Annotated in this window: 19 protein-coding genes; 11 read left to right on the top strand and 8 right to left on the bottom strand. The window is 69.0% G+C overall.

What is annotated here, in order from left to right; translation table 11 throughout:
• Positions 1 to 16: 16 nt before the first annotated feature.
• From hpnE to hpnA, 4 genes are read right to left on the bottom strand one after another with little or no spacing between them, the layout of a single operon-like run.
• Positions 17 to 1333, bottom strand: coding sequence for a hydroxysqualene dehydroxylase HpnE (hpnE, locus tag A3OK_RS0109205; protein ID WP_019904577.1), 1317 nt, complete (start codon positions 1331 to 1333; stop codon positions 17 to 19).
• Positions 1333 to 2187 carry a presqualene diphosphate synthase HpnD gene (gene hpnD, locus A3OK_RS0109200; RefSeq protein ID WP_019904576.1) on the bottom strand — a complete coding sequence of 285 codons (855 nt, stop codon included), beginning with the start codon at positions 2185 to 2187 and terminating at the stop codon, positions 1333 to 1335. The genes hpnE and hpnD overlap by 1 nt, the downstream gene beginning before the upstream one ends.
• Positions 2184 to 3098: a squalene synthase HpnC gene (gene hpnC / locus A3OK_RS0109195; protein ID WP_019904575.1), complete on the bottom strand. Its 915-nt coding sequence runs from the start codon at positions 3096 to 3098 to the stop codon at positions 2184 to 2186. The genes hpnD and hpnC overlap by 4 nt, the downstream gene beginning before the upstream one ends.
• Positions 3095 to 4135, bottom strand: a complete 1041-nt coding sequence (hpnA, locus tag A3OK_RS0109190) for a hopanoid-associated sugar epimerase (RefSeq protein ID WP_019904574.1) — start codon at positions 4133 to 4135, stop codon at positions 3095 to 3097. The genes hpnC and hpnA overlap by 4 nt, the downstream gene beginning before the upstream one ends.
• 296 nt (positions 4136 to 4431) lie before the next feature.
• On the opposite strand from hpnA, the gene A3OK_RS0109185 reads away from it, so the two are divergent.
• Positions 4432 to 4692, top strand: a complete 261-nt coding sequence (locus A3OK_RS0109185) for a hypothetical protein (RefSeq protein WP_019904573.1) — start codon at positions 4432 to 4434, stop codon at positions 4690 to 4692.
• A 5-nt stretch (positions 4693 to 4697) separates the two neighbouring features.
• A complete protein-coding gene (locus A3OK_RS0109180) occupies positions 4698 to 4979 on the top strand; it encodes a type II toxin-antitoxin system RelE/ParE family toxin (RefSeq protein ID WP_019904572.1) in 282 nt (93 codons plus the stop codon).
• A gap of 93 nt (positions 4980 to 5072) precedes the next feature.
• On the opposite strand, the gene dxs is transcribed toward A3OK_RS0109180, so the two are convergent.
• Entirely contained in the window at positions 5073 to 7034 is a 1962-nt protein-coding gene (gene dxs / locus A3OK_RS0109175) for a 1-deoxy-D-xylulose-5-phosphate synthase (RefSeq protein ID WP_026597073.1), read from the bottom strand.
• 318 nt (positions 7035 to 7352) lie between these two features.
• Between dxs and A3OK_RS22605 the strand changes: the two genes are divergently transcribed.
• The 7 genes from A3OK_RS22605 to A3OK_RS0109135 all read left to right on the top strand — a co-directional run bounded on the left by A3OK_RS22605 (position 7353) and on the right by A3OK_RS0109135 (position 13736).
• The gene (locus A3OK_RS22605) at positions 7353 to 7634 is read left to right on the top strand and encodes a hypothetical protein (RefSeq protein WP_155911987.1); all 282 of its coding nucleotides are present in this window, start codon (positions 7353 to 7355) and stop codon (positions 7632 to 7634) included.
• A 104-nt stretch (positions 7635 to 7738) separates the two neighbouring features.
• Positions 7739 to 8611, top strand: a complete 873-nt coding sequence (locus A3OK_RS0109165) for a DNA/RNA non-specific endonuclease (RefSeq protein ID WP_245259422.1) — start codon at positions 7739 to 7741, stop codon at positions 8609 to 8611.
• 26 nt (positions 8612 to 8637) lie between these two features.
• Entirely contained in the window at positions 8638 to 8922 is a 285-nt protein-coding gene (locus tag A3OK_RS0109160; RefSeq protein ID WP_019904568.1) for a hypothetical protein, read from the top strand.
• A 296-nt stretch (positions 8923 to 9218) separates the two neighbouring features.
• Positions 9219 to 10871 carry an energy-dependent translational throttle protein EttA gene (gene ettA, locus A3OK_RS0109150; protein ID WP_019904566.1) on the top strand — a complete coding sequence of 551 codons (1653 nt, stop codon included), beginning with the start codon at positions 9219 to 9221 and terminating at the stop codon, positions 10869 to 10871.
• 168 nt (positions 10872 to 11039) lie between these two features.
• Complete coding sequence (locus tag A3OK_RS0109145; RefSeq protein WP_019904565.1) at positions 11040 to 11648, top strand: phospholipase A2 family protein; 609 nt, start codon at positions 11040 to 11042, stop codon at positions 11646 to 11648.
• Positions 11649 to 11956: 308 nt separating this feature from the next.
• On the top strand, positions 11957 to 12823 hold the full coding sequence (locus A3OK_RS0109140; RefSeq protein WP_019904564.1) for a hypothetical protein: 867 nt from the start codon (positions 11957 to 11959) through the stop codon (positions 12821 to 12823).
• 163 nt (positions 12824 to 12986) lie between these two features.
• Positions 12987 to 13736: a class I SAM-dependent methyltransferase gene (locus A3OK_RS0109135; RefSeq protein WP_019904563.1), complete on the top strand. Its 750-nt coding sequence runs from the start codon at positions 12987 to 12989 to the stop codon at positions 13734 to 13736.
• Between the two features lie 23 nt (positions 13737 to 13759).
• Here A3OK_RS0109135 and A3OK_RS0109130 read toward each other — a convergent pair whose 3' ends face one another.
• From A3OK_RS0109130 to A3OK_RS0109120, 3 genes are read right to left on the bottom strand one after another with little or no spacing between them, the layout of a single operon-like run.
• Complete coding sequence (locus A3OK_RS0109130) at positions 13760 to 14626, bottom strand: formyltransferase family protein (protein WP_019904562.1); 867 nt, start codon at positions 14624 to 14626, stop codon at positions 13760 to 13762.
• Positions 14623 to 15393 carry an SDR family NAD(P)-dependent oxidoreductase gene (locus A3OK_RS0109125; RefSeq protein WP_019904561.1) on the bottom strand — a complete coding sequence of 257 codons (771 nt, stop codon included), beginning with the start codon at positions 15391 to 15393 and terminating at the stop codon, positions 14623 to 14625. The genes A3OK_RS0109130 and A3OK_RS0109125 overlap by 4 nt, the downstream gene beginning before the upstream one ends.
• A gap of 54 nt (positions 15394 to 15447) precedes the next feature.
• Entirely contained in the window at positions 15448 to 16755 is a 1308-nt protein-coding gene (locus A3OK_RS0109120; RefSeq protein ID WP_019904560.1) for a capsular biosynthesis protein, read from the bottom strand.
• A 319-nt stretch (positions 16756 to 17074) separates the two neighbouring features.
• Between A3OK_RS0109120 and A3OK_RS0109115 the strand changes: the two genes are divergently transcribed.
• Together A3OK_RS0109115 and A3OK_RS0109110 are read left to right on the top strand one after the other, a co-directional pair.
• Positions 17075 to 18556, top strand: a complete 1482-nt coding sequence (locus A3OK_RS0109115; protein ID WP_026597071.1) for a capsular biosynthesis protein — start codon at positions 17075 to 17077, stop codon at positions 18554 to 18556.
• On the top strand, positions 18553 to 20025 hold the full coding sequence (locus tag A3OK_RS0109110) for an LTA synthase family protein (protein ID WP_019904558.1): 1473 nt from the start codon (positions 18553 to 18555) through the stop codon (positions 20023 to 20025). Before A3OK_RS0109115 ends, A3OK_RS0109110 begins: the two co-directional genes overlap by 4 nt.
• Positions 20026 to 20075: the final 50 nt, after the last annotated feature.

Here is a 20075-nt window from a genome sequence, read left to right as displayed (position 1 = left end):
TGACGCGGCCCCATCCTCACGCCGCGCCGCGCGCCACAGCTTCACGGCGCGCTGGCGCGCCCTTGAGGAGCGCGTGCGCAGCCGTCGTTCCCGAACGGATCGCTCCCTCGATCGTCGATGGCAGGCCGGTCGCGGTCCAGTCGCCTGCCAGGACGAGATTGTCATGGGCCGTCACGGCGCTCGCGCGTCGTGCGGCCTCTTCGGGCGTCGCCGCGAAGGTCGCCCGCTTCTCCTTGACGATCTGCCAGCTTGGCAGTTCCGGTGCAAGTCCGGTCAAAGTCGAGATCTCGGCCCAGATCTGCCGCCCCAAGTCTTCGCGCGGCACATCGAGCAGGCGATCGGCGCCGCTGATGGTCACCGACAGTCGATCCGGATAGGCGAAGAGCCATTCGGTCAGACCATTCACCACGCCGAGAAGTAACGGCGAGCCCTGTGGAGGAACGATCGCGAAGTGAGCATTGACGATCGACCGGTAGGATCGCGGCGCAGAAAGGCCCGGGATCAGGTCGGCGGCGACCCATGGCGGCAGGGCGAGCACGACCGAATCATCGCGACCGAGGGTGATTGATTCGTCGCTGAAGAGCAGGGTATCGACCCGGCCCTCGCCGGCACCGAGGCCGCGCAGGCGGCGCCCGAAGCGCATCTCCGCGCCGCGCCCGGCCAGATAGGCCAGGGCCGGATCGACGAAGGCCGCCGAGAGGCCGCCGACGGCGATGAGCGGCCGGCAGGCGGCACCGCCCGCGCCCAGCGTCTCGCGCAGGATCGTGGCGGCGAGCCCGACATCGCTCTCGTGCGGGTCGGTATTGAGCGCCGCGAGCAGCACCGGACGCCAGAGGCGCTCGTAGAGCGGCCCGGAACATTCCATGCGCTCGCCGATCGTGCCGCCACGGCCGGGAGCCTTGCCCGAGGCGGCCCGCAGGATGCTCAGGGGAGCGAGGTAATCCATGGCGCGGCTGCCGGGCACGCGGCGCGAGGCCTGCAGCACCCACCACGGCACCCGGCCGGAATTCGGCCGCAGGGTCCAGCGCTCGCCGGTCTTCAGGTCGGCGAACGGGAACTCGGCCTCCTCCGGCCCGGCCAGGGCATCGGAAGGCGCGCCGATCAGCTTCAGGAAGTCGAGGGACGAGCGGTTGCCCGACAGCAGCAGGTGGTTGCCGTTGTCGATGGTCAGGCCGAGCGTCGAATCGAAATAGGAGCGGCAGCGCCCGCCCGCCTGCTTGGCGGCCTCGTGCAGGACGACATGCCGGCCCCGCTCCGCCAGCGACACGGCGGCCGACAGGCCGGCGAGGCCTGCGCCGATGACATGGACCGTCCCGGTCTCCGCGCCCGCCATCACAGGATCCCGTGACGGAGCGCGACGCCGAGCAGCGCGAGCTTCGAGGGCTTCACCCGGGCGCGGGGCATCGCCCAGCCGCGCTTCAGCACCGCGTCGAGATAGAGCCGGTAGGCCGCAGCCATCAGACGGGGCGCCTTCGTTTCCTTGCGCGGGTTGCGATCGATGATCGACCAGGTATCGCGGTAATGCGCCTCCGCCTCGCCGGCGACGGCGATGCAGACCTCGCCGATGCGGGGATGGGCGATGGCGGAATGGGGCGTCGGATCGGTGAGACCGATGGCGGCCAGCTTCTCACGCGGCAGGTAGAGGCGGCCGCGCTCGGCATCCTCGTCGATGTCCCGCAGGATGTTGGTGAGCTGCAGCGCGCGGCCCTCATGGTAGGCGAGGCGGATGCCGTCGGCCTCGGGCAGGCCGAAGATGCGCACGGACAGCCGTCCGACGGCGCTGGCGACGCGGTCGCAATAAAGATCGAGGGTGGCTTCGTCGGGAGCGACGATGTCCTCGAACGCATCCATCGCCATGCCGTCGATGACCGCCTGGAAATCCTCGCGCAGCAGGCCGTAGCGCCGGATCGGCACGACCAGATCCTGCACGCGCGGCACCGGGTTGCCGGCATAGAGGGCGTCGATATCGGCGCGCCAGCGGTCGAGTTCGGCCGCGCGGACGGGAGCCGGCCCGCCATCGTCGGCGACGTCGTCGACCGAGCGGCAGAAGGCGTAAACCGCGTACATCGCCTCGCGGCGATCCTTCGGCAGCAGCCGCATGGCGGTGTAGAACGAGGAGCCGGCGGCCGGCAGCGCGGCATCCGGCACGTCTGCGGTCCCCGATACGGGCGATGCGGTGGCGCTCATGGCCGGGCTCCGTGGCTCGCGACGCGCGTGGCCTGACGGCGCAGGATGCGCGCGCGCAGCGGGCGCCGCGCCAGCGTCGCGGCGATCCCGCCGAGGGCGGTGAGGGCGAACCCCGCCTTGCCGTGATGGACCTTCTCGCTCAGCGGGTCGCGGGTGAGCAGGCCCTTCGTGAGCACCACGGCGAGACGGTGGATCGCCGCGATCTCGAGGCTCAGGCGCAGGTCGTCGATGAGGTCGGGCAGGATCGCGCCCTCGTCGAGCAGGACCATCGTCCGCTCGGCGAGTTCGCGGATGACGGCGCGCAGGGCAGGGGACGCCCTGTCGGCGGCGAGCGCGTCGACGGTGACGCCGTGGCGCTCCAGCACGTCCCTCGGCAGGTAGACCCGGTCGTTGCGACGGTAATCCTTCGCGCAATCCTGGAGGTGGTTGATGATCTGGAGCGCGGCGCAGATCGCGTCCGACGGCCCCCACACCACGGCCGGGTCCTCGCCATGGACGTCGAGGACATAGCGGCCCACCGGCAAGGCCGAGAGCCGGCAATAGGCGATGAGGTCGTCCCAGTCCTCGTAGCGGTTCTTGACGGCGTCGAGGCGGAAGGCGTCGAGGAGTTCGAGCGCGTGCGTCGGCGGCAGGCCGCGCGCGGCGAGTTCGCGCTTCAGCGGCTCGGCCTCCGGATCGGACGGCCCCTTGCCGGTCACCGCATCGGCGAGATGGTCGAGAAGCTCGATCTTGCGCTCGGGCGACAGGTCGGCATGGTCGGCGACATCGTCGCCGGCCCGGACGAAATCGTAGAACGCCAGGATCGCGCCGCGATTCTTCGGGTGGATCAGGTGGGAGGCGACGGGGAAGTTCTCGTCCTTGTGCCCCTTGCCCGAGCGCGCATCCGTCGCGCTGTCGAGGGTGGCGCTCACTTCAGATACCCCGATTGGCGGAACCAGCCGAGCGCATCCGACAGCCCCTCGCGATAGGGCCGCGCGCTGTAGCCGAGCTCGGCCCGTGCCTTGGCATCGGTGAAGAACATGCGGTAGCGCGACATCTTGATGCCGTCGATGGTCGCGAACGGCGTCTTGCCGGTGATCCGCGCCATCTGCTCGGAGAAGAAGGCGATCGGATAGACGACCGCGCGCGGCAGGTTGATCGTCGGCGCCTTGCGGCCGACCATCCCGGCGATGTCGCCGAGCATCTGCGACAGCAGCACGTTCTCGCCGCCGAGGATGTAGCGCTCGCCCACGCGGCCATGCCGCAGGGCCAGGAGATGGCCGTAGGCGACGTCGTCCACATGGGCGAGGTTGAGGCCGGTATCGACGAAGGCCGGCATCCGGCCGAGCGCCGCTTCCACGATGATGCGGCCGGTGGGCGTCGGCTTCACGTCGCGCGGGCCGATCGGCGTCGAAGGGTTGACGATGACCACGGGCAGGCCGTTGCGGGCCGCCATCTCCTCGACCACGCGCTCGGACACGACCTTGCTGCGCTTGTAGGCGCCGATGGCCGTGCCGGGGGTGAGGGGGCGCGTCTCGTCGGCCGAGGTGCCGTCGTCATGCGGCTTGATGGTGGCGACGCTCGACGTATAGACGATGCGCTCGATCCCCGCCCGCAGGGCTTCTTCCATGAGGATCAGCGCGCCGTCGCGGTTGGTGCGGACGATCTCTTCCGGGTCCGGCGCCCAGAGCCGGTAATCGGCGGCGGCGTGGACGAGGTAGCGCTGTCCGGCGAGAGCGGCGGCGACCGACGCGCGATCGCGCATGTCGCCCTCGACGATCTCGACATCGGTCCAGGTCAGGTTGGTGCGCGGGGATGAGGCCCTCACCATGATCCGCACGGCGAACCCGGCCTTGCGGAACACGTCCACGAGAGCGGCACCGAGGAAACCACTCGCTCCGGTGATGAGCACCGGGCCGGCATCGAATTGGCTCTCGTCGAACCTGCCGGAAGGGGTGGCCTCTGTCATTTCTCTCGTAGGGTCAGGAGTCGGACGGGAGTCGGGCCACGACGGGTCCGACCGCAGGATGGCGCTTTTGTCATCGATACCGGCACGGGACAAGCGCAGGCGAGCCACACCGGGGAACGGTCGTGCGCCACGACACAGACGATGGTGCGCATTCTCGATGGTTTTGGGCATCGTCGTCGGTCGCCTTTTGGGCCACCGATCCCGATATCTTGGCGCATCTCCAGCTACAGAATGCGCGTCTTGGCGGTGGGGCGCGGAGGTCGAGATATGTTAGGATCCCGGGCGGAGGGCCACCGATGAGCGATATCGTAGATCAGGCTGCCGAGGCGATGCGTCGAATGCCACCCGCCGAACGGGACAGCGTGGCGCACGCGATCCTGACCCTTGCCGGCAGGAATCCCGCCGGGGAAGATGCCGCAATCGACATCGAACAAGAGGATCTGCCGTTCGTCCTAGAGGGACTGGCGCAGATCGAAAGCGGAGACGTCGTCGAGGGGGATGCGGACGCGCTCGTTGCCGCCGCGTTCAAGCGGCACGGGCCTCGTACATCGATGTAGGGACGATGAGACTTCTTCTCTCTCGCCGCGCCGCCCATGATCTCGACGAGATCGCGGCCTACATCACTCAGACCTCCCCGCAGGCAGCGGAAAACGTCCAGGCCCGGCTCACGGACGCACTTCGGACGCTCGCCGAGCAACCTCATGCGGGACGTTCGATGGGGCGGGGGCTGCGTCTCTTCGCCGTGCCTCGCCTTCCCTACCTCATTATCTACCGAGTCGATACCATAGCCGGGGTCGTTGCCGTCGCCACCATCCGTCACGGCGCACGACGACCCATCGTGTGAGTCGATGGCGCCGCGGGACGGCGATGCTATCGCTGAAGAGATCGGCACGGGAGGCGAACGCACCTCAGTGCCTCTCCTCCTGCCCCGACGATGTCAGGCCAGCCTGAGGCGGCCGGCCTTCTGTTCCGGCAAGGTGGCCATGACGGTCTTGACGATGCTGTCGGCGTCGAGGCCGGCTTCGGCGTACATCGTGTCCGGGTTGTTGTGGTCCTGGTACAGGTCCGGCAGCGTCAGCGTCCGCACCCGCACCCGGCCCGCATCCAGCGCGCCCTTCTCCGACAGGAGATGCAGCACCATCGCGCCGAAGCCGCCGACCGAACCCTCTTCCAGGGTGATCAGGACCTCGTGGGAGGCGGCCAGATCCAGGATCAGCGCCTCGTCGAGCGGCTTGGCGAAGCGCGCATCCGCCACCGTCACGGCGATGCCGGCGCTCTCCAGCTGGTCGGCCGCCTTCAGCGCCTCGCCGAGGCGCGTGCCGAGGCTGAGCAGCGCCACGCGGGCCCCCTCGGGGCGCCGCACGATCCGGCCCTTGCCGACCGGCAGCGGTACGCCGCGCTCGGGCAGGTCGACGCCCACACCCTCGCCGCGCGGATAGCGCAGGGCGATCGGGCCGCTGTCATGGGCGTGCGCCGTGGCCACCATATGCACCAGCTCGGCCTCGTCCGAGGCCGCCATCACCGTCATGTTCGGCAGGCAGCACAGATAGGCGAGATCGAACGCGCCCGCATGGGTCGCGCCGTCCGCCCCCACCAGGCCGGCCCGGTCGAGGCAGAACCGCACCGGCAGGTTCTGCAGCGCCACATCGTGCACGACCTGGTCGTAGGCCCGCTGCAGGAAGGTCGAGTAGATCGCCACGAACGGCTTGTAGCCCTCCGTCGCCAACCCGCCGGCGAAAGTCACCGCGTGCTGCTCGGCGATGCCGACATCGAAGGTCCGGTCGGGATGCGCCTTGCCGAACAGGTCGATGCCCGTGCCGCCCGGCATCGCGGCGGTGATCGCCACCACCTTGTCGTCGGCATCCGCCGCCTTGATCAGGCTCTCGCCGAAGACGCGGGTATAGGCCGGCGCGTTCGGCTTGGCCTTGGCCTGCACCCCCGACAGCACGTCGAACTTGACGACGCCGTGGTAGCGGTCGGCCGAGGCCTCCGCCGGCGCGTAGCCCTTGCCCTTCCGGGTCACCACGTGGAGCAGGATCGGGCCCTCATCCGAATCGCGCACGTTCTTCAGGATCGGCAGGAGATGGTCGAGATTGTGCCCGTCGACCGGGCCGACATAGTGGAAGCCCATCTCCTCGAACATCGTGCCGCCGCCCACCACCAGCGAGCGGGCATATTCCTCAGCCGCCGCGGCGCGCTGGTAGAGTGCCTTCGGCAGGAGCTTGCCGAGCTGCTTGGCGGTCTCGCGCAGGGAGCGATAGGTCCCGCCCGAGGCCAGGCGCGCGAAATAGGCCGACATCGCCCCCACCGGCGGGGCGATCGACATGTCGTTGTCGTTGAGGATCACGATCAGGCGCGAATGCAGCGCGCCGGCATTGTTCATCGCCTCGTAGGCCATGCCCGCCGACATCGAGCCGTCGCCGATCACCGCCACCATGTTGCGGCGCTTGGGTGCGGGCGCGCCCTTGGCCTTGGCCGACGCCTCGTCGAGATCGCGCCCCACCGCCATGCCCAACGCCGCCGAGATCGAGGTCGAGGAATGCGCTGCGCCGAACGGGTCGTAGACGCTCTCCGAACGCTTGGTGAAGCCCGACAGCCCGCCCGGCTGGCGCAGGGTCCGGATCCGGTCGCGCCGCCCCGTCAGGATCTTGTGCGGATAGGCCTGGTGACCGACATCCCACACGATCCGGTCGTCGGGCGTGTCGAACACGTGATGCAACGCCACCGTCAGCTCGACCACGCCGAGACCCGACCCGAGGTGACCGCCCGTCACCGACACCGCGTCGATCATCTCAAGACGCACCGCGTCCGCCACACCCTGGAGCGCGCTCTCCGGAAGCGCACGAAGAGAAGACGGCTCGTCAAGCCCGTCGAGGATCGAGGTTTCTATCCGTGACAATGGCCCACTCACTTCTTTGAATCAGGTAACCGATCGACAGGGTACCCCGCCTGCCGCTATCGGCTTCGGGCGGGATTTCCGGCGATCCCGGCTTTGGCGACTTTTCACGCAACGAGGCCGCCATGACCGACGCGCATTATAACGCTACCATCGGTCAATACCACGCCGACATATCGTGTCTGCTGGCCGCGTCCCACGCTTTTGGCGTTTGGAACGGCCGAAGGAGTTAAGGATTTGCGGCCGATCGATCAATGTCGAAGAATGGTTTTTCCGTCGGCGATGACTTCGCCGCGCGCCGGGATGACCTGCTTTCGACGCATGTCCGCGGTGCTGTTCTTGGGCCTTTCGGCCTGTGTGACGCTATGTCCTGAACCATCCGCGGCCTCTCCCCTGGCCGGCCGGGGCGTTCTGGACGACATCCCGGCGCCGGTCCTCGAATTCACGCTCCCCTGCGACAGGCTCGACGGCTGCAGCCATCCCGGCGCGTCGCAGCAGCCCGATCGACGGGTCCATCCCTTCGAGGGGACGCTCGGCCGGCCCTGCGGCTATCGCTGGCGGCCGACACCCTCCGGCACGCGCAAGGTCCGGGTCTGCTATTGAGGGCAGTCGTCTCGACAAGCCCGTCGCGGCGCCGGGTCCGCGTGTCGGCGGCGGTTCCGGCGGCGGCCCTCGTCCTCGGCCTCGTCGCCTGGCCGGGTGACGGCTTGTTGAGTGACGGCTTGGCGGGTGACGGCTTGGCGGGTGCGGGCTGCCCCTCCCTGTTCGCCCGCGGACGGGCGCCCGTCCTCGTCAACCGCAAGCTCGCCACCGAGACGGTCCGCCTCTGCTACGAGGCTTTCGCGGTTCTGCATTCGGGAATCTCCCGAACCCCCATCTACGTCTCCGAGCCCTTGACGCGAGCGAGTGTCAGGAACGCCCGCGCCATCGACCGGACGGATTCCTTCCACGAGGAGGAGCGCCTGCCCGAAGCCGACCGCGCCCGGCTCGACGACTATGTCCGCAGCGGATTCGACCGGGGCCACATGGCGCCGGCCGGCGACATGCCGAGTGCCGCGGCACAGGCCGAATCGTTCAGCCTCGCCAACGTGGTGCCGCAGAACCGCGTCCTGAACCGGGGCCTGTGGGCGGCGATCGAGGAGAGCGTCCGGCGCCTCGCCGTCGCGCGGGGCCAGTTGTTCGTCGTCACCGGGACGATCTATGCGGGCACCACCATCGACTCCCTTGATGGGCGCGTCCTGGTGCCGACCTCCCTGTTCAAGGCCCTGTACGATCCGGCGCGCGGCGAGGCGGCGGCCTATCTTGTGGCGAACCGGGCCGATGCCGAATGGCGCTCGATCCCGCTCGGCGAGTTGGCGACGCTCTCGGGCATCGACGTCTTTCCCGGACTCGCGGCCACGGCGATGGACCTGCCCGAACCGCGGACCTATTCCAGGGGCGATGGGGCCGGGAGTGACATGGCGGGCGGACGGCCGAAGGGGCGCATGCGCGAGGAGCCGGGCTTCGAGGAATGGGCGCTCGCGACCCTCCACCGGATGGCGCGGCGGCTGCTTCGCGAGGTTCTGCGATCGATCTTCTGAATGCTCGAACGGGACGAGAGGCGGATATGACGAAGCCGGCCGAGACGAAGGCGCCCCTCCCGATCTTCACGCCCTTCGCGGATGACGCCACGGTCGAGACCATCGGGGGCCTCTCGCTGGAAAATGGCGCCGAGTCGATCGCCATCCACGGCAGCCTGGACCTGCCTAGGGACAGGACCGGACTGGAACGGGCGCGCAAGCTCAAGGCCGTCGCCGACGCGATCGTGGCGGCCCTCGAAGCGGCCGACCTGCCGGACGAGGCGCCGCGAACGGCATCGAATTCGCGGACGGTGGAGAACCCTTTCGCCTGAACGACCCGAACCGGCGCAGAAAGACGCGCGCGGGCGCGCCGACCGACCATACCCGTTCTTGCCGCTGACCCGCCGCCCTGGTACGTCCAGCCATCGTCTCACGCGTGCGGGTCCGATGGCGGCTCGATGCCGTCCGACGCCGCCGCACGCGGGACGGCCTGGGCGGGCCGGAGCAACGCGCGCTGCTTTTCAAGGCGCGCGACCTCCGCGGCGAGCCCCACCCACGCCATTTCCGGCGGCCGATCCAGCGCCCGAGCGCTGAGCCGCCCAGCAACAGTCAAGGATACCGGACGCTCATGGCGCGCGAATTCATCTACCACATGAAGGGTCTGACCAAGACCTATACCGGCGGCAAGAAGATCCTCGATAACGTCAACCTGTCGTTCTACCCGGATGCCAAGATCGGCGTGCTCGGCATCAACGGCTCGGGCAAGTCGACCCTGCTCAAGATCATGGCCGGCATCGACACCGAATGGACCGGCGAAGGCTTCGTCGCCCAGGGCGCGCGCGTCGGCTACCTGCCGCAGGAGCCGCAGCTCGACGCGAACAAGTCGGTGCGCGAGAACGTGATGGAGGGCGTCGCCGAGAAGCAGGCGCTGCTCGACCGCTACAACGAACTCGCGATGAACTATTCCGAGGAGACGGCGGACGAGATGACCGCCCTCCAGGATCAGATTGAGGCCAAGGACCTCTGGGAGCTCGATTCGAAGGTCGATCAGGCCATGCTGGCCCTAGGCTGCCCCAGCGACGACCAGCCCGTCGCCACCCTCTCGGGTGGCGAGCGCCGCCGCGTCGCCCTGTGCAAGCTGCTGCTGTGGGAGCCCGAACTGCTCCTCCTCGACGAGCCCACCAACCATCTCGACGCCGAGACGGTCAACTGGCTCGAAGGCCACCTGAAGCAGTATCCCGGCGCGATCCTGATCGTGACCCACGATCGCTACTTCCTCGACAACGTCACCGGCTGGATCCTCGAGCTCGACCGCACCCGCGGCTACCCCTACGAGGGCAATTACTCGGCCTGGCTGGTGCAGAAGCAGAAGCGCCTCGCCCAGGAAGGCCGCGAGGACATGGCCCGCCAGCGCGCCATCAACCGCGAGCAGGAATGGATCTCGGCCTCGCCCAAGGCGCGTCAGTCGAAGTCCAAGGCCCGCATCACCCGCTACGACGAGCTGGTGGCCAAGCAGAATGACAAGATCGACGCCTCGGCCCAGATCGTCATCCCGATCGACGAGCGCCTCGGCAACAACGTCATCGAGTTCGACCATCTCAACAAGGCGTTCGGCGACCGCCTGCTGATCGAGGACCTGTCGTTCAAGCTGCCGCCCGGCGGCATCGTCGGCGTGATCGGCCCCAATGGCGCCGGCAAGACCACGCTGTTCAAGATGATCACCGGCTCGGAGACGCCCGACGGCGGCACCATCTCCGTCGGCGAGACCGTCCATCTCGGTTATGTCGACCAGTCGCGCGACGCCCTCGATCCCGGCGCCACCGTCTGGCAGGAGGTGTCCGGCGGCAACGACATCATCTATTTCAACAAGCGCGAGATCAATTCCCGCGCCTATTGCGCGGCCTTCGCTTTCAAGGGCTCGGACCAGCAGAAGAAGGTCGGCACGCTCTCGGGCGGTGAGCGCAACCGCGTCCATCTCGCCCGCACCCTGAAGGGCGGCGCCAACGTCCTCCTCCTCGACGAGCCCACCAACGACCTCGACATGGAGACCCTGCGGGCCCTCGAAGAGGCGCTGGAGGATTACGCCGGCTGCGCCGTCATCATCAGCCACGATCGCTGGTTCCTGAACCGCATCGCGACCCACATCCTCGCCTTCGAGGGCGAGAGCCACGTGGAATGGTTCGAGGGCAACTTCTCGGATTACGAGGAGGACAAGAAGCGCCGCCTCGGCGCCGATTCGCTGATGCCGAAGAAGATCAAGTACAAGAAGTTCTCGCGCTGACGATGGCCGCCCGGTCTCGGAGCCTTTCCTGCCCGTGCGGGGAATGCCTCGAGACCGGGCCGAGCCTATAGGCCCGGAAGGATTCCTGTCCTAAGCTTTGAGTGACGCCGGAACGCTTTTCGGCATCTCCGTGTTGCTGGCCTGCATTTTAGGCAGGAGCTCGGGCACGTGCGGCAACATTTCAAGGCATCGCTGGCCCTCGTAGCCTTCTTCTGGGCTTCGCACGCCGGCGCACAGGCAACGCCGCCGGATTCCCCACCGCCCAGCGCCGACCAGCGGCCGGCCACCGAAGAGCCGGACGATCCCGTTCCGGGTCCGCCGCCGCCGCTCGCGGAGCAATCCGATCCGAATGGCCGCTCGGGCGAATCCCTCGCCGAGCCGGGTCGCGATTCGGGGATCCCGTCCTCCCTGCGCAATTCGGCGCAGCGGGCCGGCGGACCGGCCAACGCCTTCAACCGCGGCGGAGCCGCACCGGAGACCGCCTTGCCGGAGGCACCCCTGGTGGATGCCATCACCGGCAAGGCCTTGTTTCACGGCAATTACTGCGGTGCCGGCCAGCGCGGGGAGGGACTGCCGCCGACCGACGATCTCGACGCCGCCTGCATGCGCCACGATGCCTGCTACGAGGCGGCGGGGCACCGCTCCTGCGCCTGCGACGCGGTTCTGCGACGGGAAGCATCCGCCGTCTCGGAACGCCCCTCTGTATCCGTCGGGGTGCGCAAGCGCGCGCTGACGGTGGCGCAGGCCGCCGATGTCATGTCCTGCGAGGCTCCGTAAACGCAGGTTGCTCCGCCCCGCGCCGGTGCCGCCTCCGTGCTTGCTTGGTGGCGAGACGGCACCGAATGGTATCGGTCTTGCAAGGCCGACAGGCAGAACCGGCCCGGCCCCTGCGTCGGGCTGGATACGAGCGCAGGGCTGTCATCGCTCTCACGGATTGGCACACCGCAGATCGGGATGACCGGTCGAAGCGGGCGATGACTCACGCCCATGCAATTCTGAGTATCGGTGTGGCGCGCCGGTCATAGTCGCCCCGTGGCCGACGCGGTAGTTTGACCGCAAGGTCAGCTCCTACGGACACTCTCACCATGATCGCGAAGCTTCTTCTCGCCGGCACCGCTACGGTTCTCCTGGCCGGCGCCGCTTCGGCCGCGGATCTTCCGCGCCGCGCCGCCCCCCCGCCCGTCTTCGTGCCCGTCCCGGTCTTCACCTGGACCGGCTTCTACCTCGGCACCCACAGCTCGTACGCCTTCAGCGACGAGCAGACGATCCGCACCACCGGCAACAACATCAACACGGCCGATAACGTCCGCCTGAACCGCCGTCCGGGCACCTTCCGGTCCGAGCAGGACGGCATCGGCAATGTCGGCGGTGGCGTCGGCTACAATTACCAGTTCACCCCGGGCTCGGGCTTCGTGGTCGGCCTCAACGCCGACGTGACCTGGACCGACATCTCGAAGAGCTACGCCTATTTCGGCCCCGCCAGCACTCCCGGCGGTGCTCTCAATCCCAGCAACCTGCGCCAGCGCCTCGATTATCTCGGCACCGTCCAGGGCCGCATCGGCTACGCCTTCGACACGGTCCTCGTCTACGGCACCGGCGGCTTCGCCTATGGCAACGTCAATTACGGCGCCAACTTCTTCAACGGCGCCGGCGCCCTGGCCTATGCCGGCCGCTACAACGACATGGAGACCGGCTACGCTTATGGCGGCGGCATCGAGTGGGCGATCCCCACCGACAGCTTCCTCAACCGCTTCAACTTCATCGGCAGCTTCATCGGCGCCAGCGCCATCACCCTGAAGGCCGAATACCTGCATTACGACCTCGGCAGCCGCAACGTGCTGGTGAACAACACCGGCCTGGGCGCTCCCTCCACGGGCTCCTACACCTCGCGCTTCAGCACCGAGGGCAACCTCATCAAGGCGGGCTTCAACTACAAGTTCGGCGGCCTCTGAAATCTCTTCCTGCCGAAGCGGAACACGTTTCGGCAGGCTGACGGCAACACGCGAATGGCCCGGTCCTCAGGATCGGGCCATTCGCGTTTGAAGTCGGCTCCGCCCATGTCCGCGACGGGACCACGCGACGACATCCGGCACCTGATCGCGTAGCCTGACGGCCATGGCGCGTTTCAAGGACCATTTCTCGACCCACTCGGCGGATTACGCGGCTCATCGCCCGGTCTATCCGCAGGCGCTGGTGGATCGCCTCGCTGATGCGGCGCCGGCCCTGGATCTCGCCCTCGATTGCGGCTGCGGGACCGGACAATTGTCGACCCGTCTCGCGAGCCGCTTCCGGCGCGTCGTCGCCACCGACGCCAGTGCCGAGCAGATCGCCAACGCGACACCCCACCCGCACGTGGCGTACCGGACGGTCCCGGCGGATCGGAGCGAATTGCCGCCGGGGAGCGTCGATCTCGTCACCGTGGCGCAGGCCGCGCACTGGCTCGATCTCGACGCCTTCTATGCCGAGACGCGGCGCGTGGCGCGCCCACGGGCGGTCATCGCCCTCATCACTTACGGCATCCTTGAGGTGGAAGGCGACGCGGCCGATGCGGTGGTCCGGCACTTCTACCACGACGTGCTCGGCCCGCACTGGCCGCCGGAGCGAAGGCATGTGGAGGACGGCTACCGCTCGCTGCCGTTTCCCTTTGAGGACATCCCGATGCCGTCGCTCGCCATCGAGGCGTCATGGGGCCTGCGCGACCTGATCGGCTATACCGAGACATGGTCGGCGGTCAGGCAGGCGGAGAAGGCTGTCGGACGGGCGCCGATCGATGCGTTCCGGGCCGAATTGGCAGAGGCGTGGGGCGATCCCGAGACGCAGAGGAGGGTGACCTGGCCGCTGTCGCTGAGGACCGGCCGGGTCTGAGGATCGTGGCTCGAGGATAGGCGTCAGCCGCGCGTTCGGACGCCGGCGTTCAGGGCCAAGGCGGCGCGCAGATCGGCCCCGTCGACGAGCTTTCGTCCCCGCGCCGCGAGGCTCGCCAGCAGGGCCCGGTCCGGAAACGGGCAATAGGGCAGGGGCTCGGGCGCCGGGCCCTCGTCGAGGGTGCCGGAGGCGAGATCGCCGAGCACCCGGTCGAGCAGGATGCGCCCGCTTTCGTGCAGAAGGATCGCCGCGCGGGTGGCGGTGGTGTCGGACGGCAAGACCGCCGCTTCCTGCGCGAGGATCGCTCCCGCATCGATGGCGGCTGTCAGGCGATGGATCGTCACGCCGAAATCGGGCCTCTCCTCGGCGAGGGCGTGGATCGTCGGCACCGGCCCGCGATGGCGCGGCAGCAGGCCGGGATGGACGTTGAACCCGCCGAGGGGCGCCAGGGCCAGCGTCGCGGCCGAGAAGATCTGGTCGAAATGGAAGGCGACGATGAGGTCCGGCGCATGGGTCTCGAAGGCTCGCGCCACGTCCGGCCCGTTCACCGCGTCGATCCGCAGAGTCGGAATCCCCTGCGCCCGACAGAAGGCCTTCAGCGGCGTCGCCGTGGCCTCAACCCGCGTCCCGGTCAGGCGCCGCAGCATCCCGGAAGCCGGTGCCAGGAGATCCGGCACGCCGAAATTCACCGCCAGATAGGGCAGGAAGGCCGGCCCGGAGCGGGCGAGATGCCGCCGGACCTGGCCGGTCAGGCCGCCGGAACTCGGGCGCTCGGCATTCGACAGGCCGACGAAGGCGATGTCCGCGGCATGATCCTCCACGAACCGGCGTACGGCACGGGCGTTCGGCAGGGCCTCCAGGACGAACAGCGCGATACGCGGGCGCCTCATCGCTTGCTGCGCCCGACCTTGAACCGGAAGCCGCGCATGCTGAGACGGCGCAGACCTTCCGGCAGCAGGGCCGATCCGCGCGCGAGGGAGGCGAGGGGTTCCGGAAAAGCGATGATGTCGCGATCTCGGGCGAGACCGCGCGCGATGCGGGCGGCCGCCTCCTCGGCGCTCATCTCCATCGGGCGCCAGCCCTCGTAATCCCCGCCCATGGTGGTCTTCACGTACCCGGGCGTCACCACGTTCATCCGGACGCCGCGCGGTCCGAGCTTGGCGCGCAGCGCCAGTCCGTGGGCGAGGAGAGCCGCCTTGGTGCCGCTATAGGCCGGCGCATCGGGCAGCGGCGCGAAGGCCGCGAGCGAGGAGATCAGCGCGATCTGCCCGCGCCCGCGCGCCAGCATCAGGGTCACGCAGGGCAGGGCGACGTTGAGCGCGCCGTTGAGATTCACGTCCACGGTCTCGAAGGCCATCGCCTCGGTCTCGATCTCGCCGCCCGGATGGCCGCCATTGATGCCGGCATTGACGATGACGAGGTCGAGGGCCGCCGCCGCGTCGGTCTCGCGCAGCCACTCGGCCACGGCCTGCCTGTCGCGCACGTCGAGGGAGCGGGTGGCGACGGACGCGCCCTTGGCGCGGCATTCGGCGGCAACGGCGTCCAGCCTGTCGAGACCGCGCGCATTCAGGACGAGGTGGGTGCCCGGCGCGGCGTAATGCCGGGCGAGGGCGGCGCCGATTCCGCTCGAGGCGCCGGTGATGAGAATGACGGGCATGGGGAGTGTCTTAGAGCATCGGCCCGGACAGGGGGAGACGAGGCGGGCGCCCGGTCAGTAGACCGGCGCGAGTTCCGGTGCCGTCGTCCCCTGCTCGCGCACCGCCTGCGCCGCGGCGAGAGCATGGGCGGGTAGGGTGGCTTCCAGGCGCAGGACGCTGCCCGCCACCGCCCGGTCGATCGACGGCCGGGAGAAGAAGCCGCCATTCACCTGGGTCCGGTGCAGGACGACCCGGCGAAAATCCGCCACGAGGCCACGGTCCGGGGCTTCGGGTCTTCTCCAGAACGTGTCGAGCCCGCTCTGATGGGTGAGGCCGGGAAGATTGTAGATCGCCTCGCCCGCCGCGAGGGTCGGGCGCCCGAGTTCGAGGGACAGCATCCCGACGGTGCTGTTCACGAGCACCACGCCCCGGCTGCCCGCGATGAGCTTCGGCAGGTCACCGCCGTCGATGAAGTCGAGCCGCTCGTCCACGCCGTGCCGCTTGGCGGAGTTGCGGGCATGCTTGCGCCAATTGACCAGACCGCTGTCCAGGGGATGGAGCTTGATCAGCAGGCGGGCCGTGTCGGATGCGTGGGTGGCAAACGACGCGATGACACGGTCCATGAACCCCTCGACCCCGAGGAAGGGCGAGTGGATGCGGATCTGGTAGTCGCTGTCGAGTTGCAGCGGCAGCAGGAAGTAGTCCGACCTGCGCGCCAGATAGGTCGCGTTGAGTTCCCGCGTCTGCCGCCGGGTGCGGCTCCGGCCGGCGAACTTCTTAATCCAGCCCACATATTCGGCCGCGATATGGATTGGCCGGTGGCTGCGGAAATGCGGGAAGAAGTAGGGAAACCCGATATTGGCGATGTTGTAGGCGACGTCCCACAGGCTGCGCCGGGCCATGTCACCGCTCGCCGGCATCGCACGCCCGGCCAGGGGCAGGCGCCGGGCGATGGCGCGGATCTCGTCGGGGTCGCGGGGCAGCGAGGAATGGCCGTTGACGCCGCCGAGTTCGCACGTCACCCAGTTCGGCCGCAGGTAGCCTTCCTCAAACACGTGGATGCGGATGCCGAAGGGCTGGGCCGCTTCGCGCGCCGCGACGTGATAGGGCCTGCAATCGCCGAACAGGACGATATCCGTTACGCCGTGCTCGACGATGTAGCCGGCGACGTAATCGCTCCAGCCGTCGCGAGAGCCACGGTAATTATCGGAGGCGAGGCGCCAGAACAGCCAGTCGCCCGAGGAGAAATTGATACGCCGAACCCGATGGCCGCGCTGCAGCAGCGCCCGGCCGAGATCCGCGAAGAAGGGCGAGGCGATCCCCTGCAGGAACAGGAAGGTCGCGGGCCTCTCGCGTGGGGTGTCTACGCGTATCGGCAGCATGCGAAGGTGCTTGCTCCTGCGCCCGAACCGGGCGGGTCGAATGGGCACGTATCGCGTTGGTCGCATGGATGGTGCGGCGCGGCAATTACGTAGCATGGCATAAGTCGCTGAATTCCTGGCTGCGTGTTGTGTCTGCAACAAGGCCGCCTCGCGCGCTCCACAGGAACCCGCGCGGGCTCCGGCGGATACCGGGTCGGGAGGAGGGGGGCGGCGAGATGCGTTCGCCTGGAAGGACGGATCGTCGTATGGCTGCGGCCACCCCGAACCGGAACCACCGCCGCCTTTGACCGACCCTTCGACGCCTTCCCCTGCCTCAACGCTGTCGTCGCGACCGCTGCTTGCCACGAGCCGGTCCATTCGCGCGTTGCGGCCCGAGATCGAAGCCGCCACCGGCCTCGGCTTCGGCCGTGCCCTCGCACCGGACGCGATCAGCGTGGTCTGGGGGCGGCGCAGCCTCGCCGGAACTGGGCTTCGCCTGATCGGTCGGTCGATCCTGACCGTGGAGCCCGGACCACTGATCAGCCCCTACGATTCGCCGGAACGAGGCCTGTCCAGCCTGCGTCTGTCCCTCGACGGCGTCCCATTCGGGGATGAGGCCGGGCTCCACACCTTCGATCCGTGGACGCGGCGGCCGATCCCGCCCGACGAGTGCCGGGACAAGGTGACGTGGCTGGAGCGCCGGTTCCTGGAGAATGACCGCCCCACGATCCTCGTCGGCATCTCGCGCTGGAAGCGGCCGGGCCTCGACGTCTTCGTCACGGGACCGGCGGGCAAGCCAGTCCACGCCATGAATGCCGAGGATGCGGTGGCGCAGGCCAGGGCCCGCGATGCCCGCATCCTCGCCTGGGCGACGCGGATGCCCGAACGGCTGCCGTCGCTCTGCGCGGAACACGGCATTCCCCTCGCGCGGATCGAGGACGGGTTCCTGCGCTCGGTCGGTCTCGGCGCGAGCCTGCAGCCGGGCGCGTCCATCGTCGTGGACGATAGCGGCATCTATTACGATCCGCGCACCGAGAGCCGTCTCGCCCGCATCCTCCGGAACGATGCATTCCCGCCGGAGATCGTGTCGCGGGCAGCGTCCCTGCGCCGTCTCGTGGTCGAGCGGCGCCTGACGAAATACAATGTCGGTCTGGCCGGCGATGCCTCCAGCTGGCCCGACGACCGGCGCATCGTGCTGGTTCCGGGGCAGGTGGAGGATGATGCCTCCGTCCGGCACGGCTCGCCGCACGTCAGTTCCAACCTCGCGCTCCTGCGCGCCGCCCGCGCCCGCAACCCGGAGGCGTTCCTCCTCTACAAGCCGCATCCCGACGTGGAGGCCGGGTTCCGCCCCGGCGCCATTCCGCAAGCCGACGCCCTGGCGCTGGCCGACCGGATCGTGGCCGGCCTCTCCATCGTCGATCTCCTCGACCGGGCGCACCATGTGGAGACGATGACCTCCCTCGCCGGGTTCGAGGCCCTGATCCGGGGCCTGACCGTGGCGGTCCATGGCCGCCCCTTCTATGCCGGCTGGGGCCTCACCGAGGATCTCGCCCCCGACGCCGACAGGGGCCGGCGGCTCGCCCTCGACGAACTCGTGGCCGGGGCACTCCTGGTCTACCCGCTCTATCTCGACCCCGTCGCGATGAAGCCCTGCACGCCCGAGCAGTTGCTCGACCGGCTGAGCGAGAGCCGCGAGGCGGCGGCACCGTCGAGACTCGCCCTCAGCCGCCGGGCACAGATCGTCATGCGCCTGCGCTACGCCGTGCTGAACCCCATCGTCCGCCTGATCCGGGCGCGGCGCGGGATCGGGGGCGGGCGATGACGATCCTCGCCGCCCTCGCTGTCGCCATCCTCGCCTCCCTCGCCATCGAGGCGGCGGACGGCGCGCGCGATCGGCCGATCGGTCGGCGCCCCGGCGAGATCGCCCTGCGGCTCACCGGCTACGCGCTGCTCACGGCGTTCTGGTTCTGCTTCTCGTGGCGCCCCTGGCTCGCGGCGTTCTCGTGCATCCTCACCACCGCGATCCTCGTCGTCGTCAGCCGGCTGAAACACGCGGTGATCGGCGAGCCGCTGGTGTTCAGCGATTTCGCTCTGCTGCGGCAGGTGCCGCGCCACCCCGACCTCTATTACACGCGGCCGCTCACCGACCCGCGCATGGCCGTCCCCCTCGGAGCGAGCCTCGCCTTGGTGGCCCTGTGGTACGGGCTGGAGCCGACCGCGCTGCCCGCTGAGCCGAGCGTCGCCGTCGTGGCGCTCATCGGGTTGCCCTTCGCCCTCCTCGGGCTGGCCGGCTCGCTTCGCTCGGGATCACCGGCGCGCCGGCTCGCCTCCCGGTTTCCGCGGCCCGACCTCGAGGCGGATTGCGCCCGCTACGGGCTCCCGGCCACGATCATCGCCTATACCCTGCGCTGGAGGACCGAGCCGCCGACGGATCGGCATGGCATCGCTTCGGCTTCGGCTTCGGCTTCGGCTTCGGCCGATCCGGCCCCGGTGGTGGTGGTCGTCCAGCTCGAATCCTTCGTCAACCCGACCCGGCTCGACGGGCCGGCCCTCCCGCTGATGGAGACGATCCGACGCCGTGCCCTGCGCTACGGCCGGCTGACGGTCCCGGCGCACGGCGCCTACACCATGCGGACCGAGCACGCGCTGCTCACCGGAGACGCGCCCGAAAGCCTCGGCTTCAACCGCTACGACCCCTATCTCAGCGGCGGCGGCGACGAGCCGGCGAGCCTCGCCCGGCTGGCGCGATCCGCCGGCTACGCGACCCTGTTCGTGCATCCCTTCCATCGCGATTTCTTCCACCGCGCCGCGGTGATGCGGCGGTTCGGCTTCGAGCGCCTGGTGATGGAGAACGATTTCGCCGGCGCCCCCCGCATCGGCCCCTATATCGGCGACGAAGCCCTGGCGGCGCGCATCCTCGCGGAGGTCGAGGCGGCACCGAAACCCGTCCTCGTCTTCGCCGTCACGATGGAGAACCATGGGCCGTGGAAGCCCGGTCGGCTCGACGGCATCGACGATCCGCTGGCGCAATATCTCCACCACGTCGTCCATACCGGCCGCGCCGTCGAAACCCTGATCGCCGGTCTGGAGGGGCGCGACGCGGTCCTGTGCGTCTACGGCGACCACGCGCCGTCGCTGCCCACCTGCCGGCCGGGTTTCGGCGGAACGGCCACGGATTACGCTGTCTTCCGGTTCGGCGCCTCGCCGTCGATCCCGCAACGCGCGGACCTCACGGCCGATGGTCTCGGCCGATTTCTCAAGACTGTCATCGCGCGGCACTCGTCGGACTAGGGCCGGATCGGCTATCGACGGGGCATCGTCCTGACACGAACGTGACCGGG

It is taken from the genome of Methylobacterium sp. 77 (genome assembly GCF_000372825.1).
GTDB lineage: Bacteria > Pseudomonadota > Alphaproteobacteria > Rhizobiales > Beijerinckiaceae > Methylobacterium.
Note: the sequence above shows the minus strand (reverse complement) of the source record. Positions and strands in the feature narration are given on the sequence as shown.

Bases quoted from the DNA above. Each gene is read 5' to 3' on its own strand.
- hpnE (WP_019904577.1), bottom strand. From the start codon at position 1,333: ATGGCGGGCGCGGAGACCGGGACGGTCCATGTCATCGGCGCAGGCCTC.
- hpnD (WP_019904576.1), bottom strand. From the start codon at position 2,187: ATGAGCGCCACCGCATCGCCCGTATCGGGGACCGCAGACGTGCCGGAT.
- hpnA (WP_019904574.1), bottom strand. From the start codon at position 4,135: ATGACAGAGGCCACCCCTTCCGGCAGGTTCGACGAGAGCCAATTCGAT.
- A3OK_RS0109185 (WP_019904573.1), top strand. From the start codon at position 4,432: ATGAGCGATATCGTAGATCAGGCTGCCGAGGCGATGCGTCGAATGCCA.
- A3OK_RS0109180 (WP_019904572.1), top strand. From the start codon at position 4,698: ATGAGACTTCTTCTCTCTCGCCGCGCCGCCCATGATCTCGACGAGATC.
- A3OK_RS22605 (WP_155911987.1), top strand. From the start codon at position 7,353: ATGTCCGCGGTGCTGTTCTTGGGCCTTTCGGCCTGTGTGACGCTATGT.
- A3OK_RS0109160 (WP_019904568.1), top strand. From the start codon at position 8,638: ATGACGAAGCCGGCCGAGACGAAGGCGCCCCTCCCGATCTTCACGCCC.
- ettA (WP_019904566.1), top strand. From the start codon at position 9,219: ATGGCGCGCGAATTCATCTACCACATGAAGGGTCTGACCAAGACCTAT.
- A3OK_RS0109140 (WP_019904564.1), top strand. From the start codon at position 11,957: ATGATCGCGAAGCTTCTTCTCGCCGGCACCGCTACGGTTCTCCTGGCC.
- A3OK_RS0109135 (WP_019904563.1), top strand. From the start codon at position 12,987: ATGGCGCGTTTCAAGGACCATTTCTCGACCCACTCGGCGGATTACGCG.
- A3OK_RS0109130 (WP_019904562.1), bottom strand. From the start codon at position 14,626: ATGAGGCGCCCGCGTATCGCGCTGTTCGTCCTGGAGGCCCTGCCGAAC.
- A3OK_RS0109125 (WP_019904561.1), bottom strand. From the start codon at position 15,393: ATGCCCGTCATTCTCATCACCGGCGCCTCGAGCGGAATCGGCGCCGCC.
- A3OK_RS0109120 (WP_019904560.1), bottom strand. From the start codon at position 16,755: ATGCTGCCGATACGCGTAGACACCCCACGCGAGAGGCCCGCGACCTTC.
- A3OK_RS0109110 (WP_019904558.1), top strand. From the start codon at position 18,553: ATGACGATCCTCGCCGCCCTCGCTGTCGCCATCCTCGCCTCCCTCGCC.